The organism is Falsiroseomonas sp. RANM36 (assembly GCF_056682175.1).
Genome location: NZ_JBWXTD010000005.1, coordinates 304,585 through 309,863 on the forward strand (window position 1 = coordinate 304,585; position 5,279 = coordinate 309,863).

At 73.0% G+C, this 5,279-nt stretch carries 6 protein-coding genes; 5 read left to right on the forward strand and 1 reads right to left on the reverse strand.

Translation table 11 applies throughout. From position 1 onward, the window contains the following. Positions 1–98: 98 nt before the first annotated feature. Together AC1MIR_RS19450 and AC1MIR_RS19455 are read left to right on the forward strand one after the other, a co-directional pair. Positions 99–1,049 carry a carbon-nitrogen hydrolase family protein gene (locus AC1MIR_RS19450; RefSeq protein ID WP_480029842.1) on the forward strand — a complete coding sequence of 317 codons (951 nt, stop codon included), beginning with the start codon at positions 99–101 and terminating at the stop codon, positions 1,047–1,049. 43 nt (positions 1,050–1,092) lie between these two features. Then, on the forward strand, positions 1,093–1,854 hold the full coding sequence (locus AC1MIR_RS19455; protein WP_480029843.1) for an NAD kinase: 762 nt from the start codon (positions 1,093–1,095) through the stop codon (positions 1,852–1,854). Between the two features lie 22 nt (positions 1,855–1,876). Here AC1MIR_RS19455 and AC1MIR_RS19460 read toward each other — a convergent pair whose 3' ends face one another. Further along, a complete protein-coding gene (locus AC1MIR_RS19460) occupies positions 1,877–2,500 on the reverse strand; it encodes an SH3 domain-containing protein (RefSeq protein WP_480029844.1) in 624 nt (207 codons plus the stop codon). Positions 2,501–2,692: 192 nt separating this feature from the next. Here AC1MIR_RS19460 and hisG point away from each other — a divergent pair, with 192 nt between their 5' ends. From hisG to infA, 3 genes are all read left to right on the forward strand, one after another. Further along, positions 2,693–3,409, forward strand: coding sequence for an ATP phosphoribosyltransferase (hisG, locus tag AC1MIR_RS19465; RefSeq protein ID WP_480029845.1), 717 nt, complete (start codon positions 2,693–2,695; stop codon positions 3,407–3,409). Positions 3,410–3,434: 25 nt separating this feature from the next. Then, positions 3,435–4,730 (forward strand): histidinol dehydrogenase, encoded by a 1,296-nt coding sequence (gene hisD, locus AC1MIR_RS19470; protein WP_480029846.1) that lies wholly within the window; start codon positions 3,435–3,437, stop codon positions 4,728–4,730. Positions 4,731–4,854: 124 nt separating this feature from the next. Continuing rightward, a complete protein-coding gene (infA, locus tag AC1MIR_RS19475) occupies positions 4,855–5,073 on the forward strand; it encodes a translation initiation factor IF-1 (RefSeq protein WP_026033499.1) in 219 nt (72 codons plus the stop codon). The last annotated feature ends 206 nt before the right edge of the window (positions 5,074–5,279 follow it).

Genomic DNA, 5,279 nt, shown 5'->3' on the forward strand with positions numbered 1-5,279 from the left:
GGGTGGGGGGCTTCTGCCTGGGGCCGCCGGGCGGGGGGGGGCCCCCTCGGGGGCGCGGGGGGCGTGGGCGCCGCGCCGTCCCGGCGCTTGATCGGGCGATGCGCGTCGCCGTCATCCAGATGAACCAGGGCTCCGACAAGGCCGCGAACATCGCGCAGGCCCGGAGGCTGATCGAGGGCGCCATCGCGGCCGACCGGCCGGACATGGTCTCCCTGCCCGAGACCTGGACCAATCTCGGCGGCGGGCGCGATGCGCGCATGGCGGCGGCCGAGGAATTGCCGGAGCCGGGCGCGACGGGCGGCCCGGCCTATGAGTTCCTGCGCGAGGTCGCGCGCGCCAACGGCATCCATGTGCATGGCGGCAGCATCATCGAGAAGGGCGAGGAGAAGCTCTTCAACACCTCCCTCGTCTTCGACCCGGGCGGGCGCGAGGTCGCGCGCTACCGCAAGATCCACCTGTTCGACATCACCGCCCCCGACGGCACCGGCTATCGCGAAAGCGCGCTCTATGGCGCGGGGACCGAATTGGTCTGCGTGGATGCGGGCGGCGTCACGCTCGGGCTGACGGTCTGCTACGACATGCGCTTCGCCGAGCAGTTCGTCGCGCTGCGGCGGATGGGCGCGGAGGCGATCCTGGTGCCCTCCAACTTCACGCTGCAGACCGGCAAGGACCATTGGGAGGTGCTGCTGCGCGCGCGCGCCATCGAATCGCAGTGCTGGATCATCGCCGCGGCGTCCTACGGGTCCTATGAGGAGCGCGGCGCGACGCGGCAGGTCTATGGCCATTCGCTGGTCTGCGACCCCTGGGGGCATGTGGTCGCGAAATGCAGCGACGGCGTGGGCTGGGCCACGGCGCGGATCGACCCCGCGGTGACCGCGCGCGTGCGGCGCGACATGCCGGTGCTGGAGCATCGCGCCGCCAGGCGCGTGGACGCACTCGACGCCGCCAGGCGCGTGGACGCACTCGACGCCGCCAGGCGCGTGGACGCACTCGACGCCGCCAGGCGCGTGGACGCACTCGACGCAGCGAGGCGCGTGGAGGGGCTGTGAGCCGCATCGGCGGGTCTTCCCGCTCCGGCCGGGACGGCCGCGCTTGACCGCCATCGCCTTCCTCGCGGCGCCGACCGAGGTCGCGCGCGCGGCGCAGGACAGCCTGGCGGCGCGCTATGGCGCGGCGTCGCTGGACCGGGCGGAGGTGGTGGTCGCGCTCGGCGGCGACGGGATGATGCTGGAGACGCAGCACCGCCTGCTCGGCCGCAACCTGCCGGTCTATGGCATGAACTGCGGCAGCGTCGGCTTCCTGATGAACGACTACCGCGAGGACGGGCTGCCGGAGCGCCTGGCGCAGGCGCAGGCGGCCATGCTGCATCCCTTGCGCATGCACGCCTTCACCGGCGGGACGGACATGACCGAGGCGCTGGCGATCAACGAGGTCTCGCTGCTGCGCGAGACCCGCCAGGCGGCGAAGATCCGCGTCATGGTGGACGGCAAGGTGCGGCTGGCGGAGCTGATCTGCGACGGCATCCTGGTCAGCACGCCGGCGGGCAGCACGGCCTACAACCTCTCGGCGCACGGGCCGATCGTGCCGCTCGGCGCCAACCTGCTGCCGCTGACGCCGATCAGCGCCTTCCGCCCGCGGCGCTGGCGCGGCGCGCTGCTGCCGGCCGAGGCCGAGGTTGTGTTCGAGGTGCTGGAGCACGAGAAGCGCCCCGTCTCCGCCACCGCCGACTACACCGAGGTGCGCGACGTGCGCCGCGTGGAGGTGCGGGAGGATCGGAGCGTGTCGCTGACGATGCTCTTCGACCCTGACCATGGGCTCAGCGAGCGCATCATCGCGGAACAGTTCACGGTGTGAAGACCGGCAGGGTGCAACGCGGTCAGCCGCCATTGACCACGGCGAGCGGCACCTCGTAGCGCTCGCCGCCGATGCGGATGAGGAACAGGTCGTTCAGCCGCTCCACGGTGAAGACGCCCTCGCCATCCGAGCGCACCGGCGCGCCCTCGTCGAAATAGATCCAGCGCGTGACGCCGGCCGCGCCGCGCACCCGCAGGCTCGCCGCGCCCGGCGCGCTGCGCAGCACGCCGAAGCCGCAGTCGCGCGAGGTCTGGCCGGGGATGGTGGCGCAGGGGATGGTGCCCGTGGCGTCGAAGACGGGCTCGGGCTCGGGCGGCGGCGCGGGGACGGCGCCCGGCGGGGCGGGCAGCAGGAAGCGGGCGGCGACCCAGCCGGCTTGCGCGCCGGCCAGCCGCTCCACCCGGCACCAGCGCTCGGCCCGCACGGTGCGGCAGCCGCGGTTGCGCACCACCTCGCCGGGCGGCAGGCCGGCGATGATCAGTCCCTCGACCGGTTCCTCGCGCAGATTGAGGCGGCTGCCACCGGGCACGCCGCGCACCGCCCAGAAATCGGGCTCGGTTTCCGCCGGCGCGGTGAGGCCCGGCGACTGCGCGGCCGCGGTGCCGAGCCAGAGCAGACAGGCCAGGAACGGCACCAGCAGGCGCATCGCAATCCTTCCGCTTCGGCGGGGACAGGTTAGGAAGGCCGCACCGCAACGGTCCAGACGCCCCGCGAAGGGCTGCCGCGCGCACGCCGCCGGTTGACCCGCCGGGCCGGCTCTGCGATTCGCGCCCGGACCCGCAAGATATTCACCCGGGGGCCACGCCGCCGTGATCGCGACAGGGCGCCAGGATCGACCATGGAAACCCTGACGGACGCAACATTCCCCGCCGATCCCTCCACCCCGGCCGAGGCCGGCGGCACGCTGATCCTGGCGCTGCCGAAGGGGCGGATCCTGGCGGAGCTCGCCCCGGTGCTGGCGCGCGCCGGCATCCGCCCCGCCGCCGACTTCGCCGACGAGGACAGCCGGCGCCTGCGCTTCGAGACCGACCATCCGGGCCTCGATGTGGTGCGGGTGCGCTCCTTCGACGTGGCGACCTTTGTCGCGCATGGCGCGGCGCAGATCGGCGTCTGCGGCGCCGACGTGCTGATGGAGTTCGACGACGACCAGATCTATGCGCCGCTCGACCTCGGCATCGGGCGGTGCCGCGTGAGTGTCGCGGCGCCGGGTGAGATGGCGGGGCAGGATCTCGGCGCGGCGTCGCGCGTCAGCGTCGCGACGAAATACCCGGCGATCGCGCGGCGGCATTTCGCGCAGAAGGGCGTGCAGGCCGACATCGTCCATCTGAACGGCGCGATGGAGCTGGCGCCCTCGCTCGGGCTCGCGCGGGTGATCGTGGACCTGGTGCAGACCGGCTCGACGCTGAAGGCGAACGGGCTGGTGGAGACGGAGGTGATCGCGAACGTCACCTCCCGCCTGATCGTCAACCGCACCGCGCTGAAGACGCGGCCGGAGGCGATTGCGGGCTGGATCAGCCGCTTCCGGGCGGCGCTGGCGGAGCGTGACGCAAGGTGATGATGCCCACGCGCGGGGGCGCGCGATGAAACGACTGGACACCATGGATGCCGGCTTCGAGGCGGCGTTCCGCGCCCTGCTGGACGAGGCGCGGGAGACGACGGCGAGGGTGGATGCCGCCGTCGCGGGCATCATTGCCGAAATCCGCGCGCGGGGCGATGCGGCGCTGCTGGAGCTGACCGCGCGCTTCGACCGCTGGACCCCCGCCTCGGCCGCGGCGCTGCGCGTGACCGCGGCGGAGATCGACGCCGCCGTCGCCGCAATCCCCGCGGAACGGCGCGCCGCGCTTGAATTGGCTGCCAAGAGAATCGAAAAATTCCATCGGGCGCAGATGCCGCGGGACGTGGAACTGGCCGAGCCTGGCATCGTCACGGGGATGCGCTGGGGCGCGCTGGATGCGGTGGGGCTCTACGTGCCCGGCGGCAAGGCGGCCTATCCGTCCTCCGTGCTGATGAACGCGCTGCCGGCGCGTGTCGCGGGCGTCTCGCGCATCGCGATGTGCGTGCCGACGCCGGACGGCGTGCTCAACCCGCTGGTGCTGGCCGCGGCGCGGCTGGCCGGCGTGACCGAGGTCTTTCGGGTGGGCGGCGCGCAGGCGGTGGCGGCGCTGGCCTGGGGCACCGACGGCATCGCGCCGGTGGACCGCATCGTCGGCCCGGGCAACGCCTATGTGGCGGAGGCGAAGCGCCAGGTCTTCGGCCGCGTCGGCATCGATTCCATCGCCGGCCCCTCCGAGGTGGTGGTGATCGCCGATGCGTCCAACGACCCGCGCCATGTCGCGCTGGACCTGCTGGCCCAGGCCGAGCATGACGAGGCGGCGCAATCCATCCTGATCACCGACGACGCCGGCTTCGCCGACGACGTGGCCGCCGCGGTCGAGCGCGCGCTGCGGACCCTGCCGCGCGCGATGATCGCTGGCGCCTCCTGGGCGCGGCACGGGGCGCTGGTGGTGGTGCGCGATTGGAACGAGGCGGCGGAGCTGACCAACCGCCTGGCGCCCGAGCACCTGCAGATCATGGTGGCCGATCCGCGCGCGCTCTTCGGAAAAATCCGGCACGCGGGCGCGGCCTTTCTCGGCCGCTGGTGCCCGGAGGCGATCGGGGACTACGTCGCCGGCCCGAACCACGTGCTGCCCACCGGGCGCACGGCGCGCTTCGCCTCCGGCCTTTCCGTCTTCGACTTCCTCAAGCGCACCACCTGGGTCGAGGCATCCGAGCAGGGCCTCGCGGCGATCGGCCCGGCGGCGGTCACGCTGGCCGAGGCGGAGGGGCTGCACGCGCATGGGCTGAGCGTGGCCGCGCGGCTGTCTCGCGATCCTTGACCCGGGGGGACTTGACGCTCATCTTCCCGCCCGAATCCGAATATTGCGCCCGCTTCGGACGCTCCGGCCCGGCGAGCGGTGCCTCGGTGCGAACCTACAGGGTGCGACAGCGAAAAGGAGCCTCATGTCGAAGGAAGACATGATCGAGTTCAGCGGCCAGGTGGTGGAACTGCTGCCCAACGCGATGTTCCGCGTGAAGCTCGACAACGACCACATGGTGCTGGCGCATACCAGCGGGAAGATGCGCAAGAACCGCATCCGCGTGCTCGCGGGCGACCGCGTGAACGTGGAGATGACGCCCTACGACCTGACCAAGGGCCGCATCACGTTCAGGTTTAAGTAACGCCCCAAGCGCCGGCGTCGTGCGGAGAGCACGCCTTCGGCGTGACGCCTCCGGCGGCTTGGCTTTCGCGCAGGCCACTGTTCAGCCCGGCGGGACGGTTGGTTTGTGCGCGGGCCGCCTTCGCGGCCGGGGGGGGGGGGGGGGGGGGGGGGGGGGGGGGGGGGGGGCGGGGGGGGGGGGGGGGGGGCGCGGGCCCGCGCGCCGGC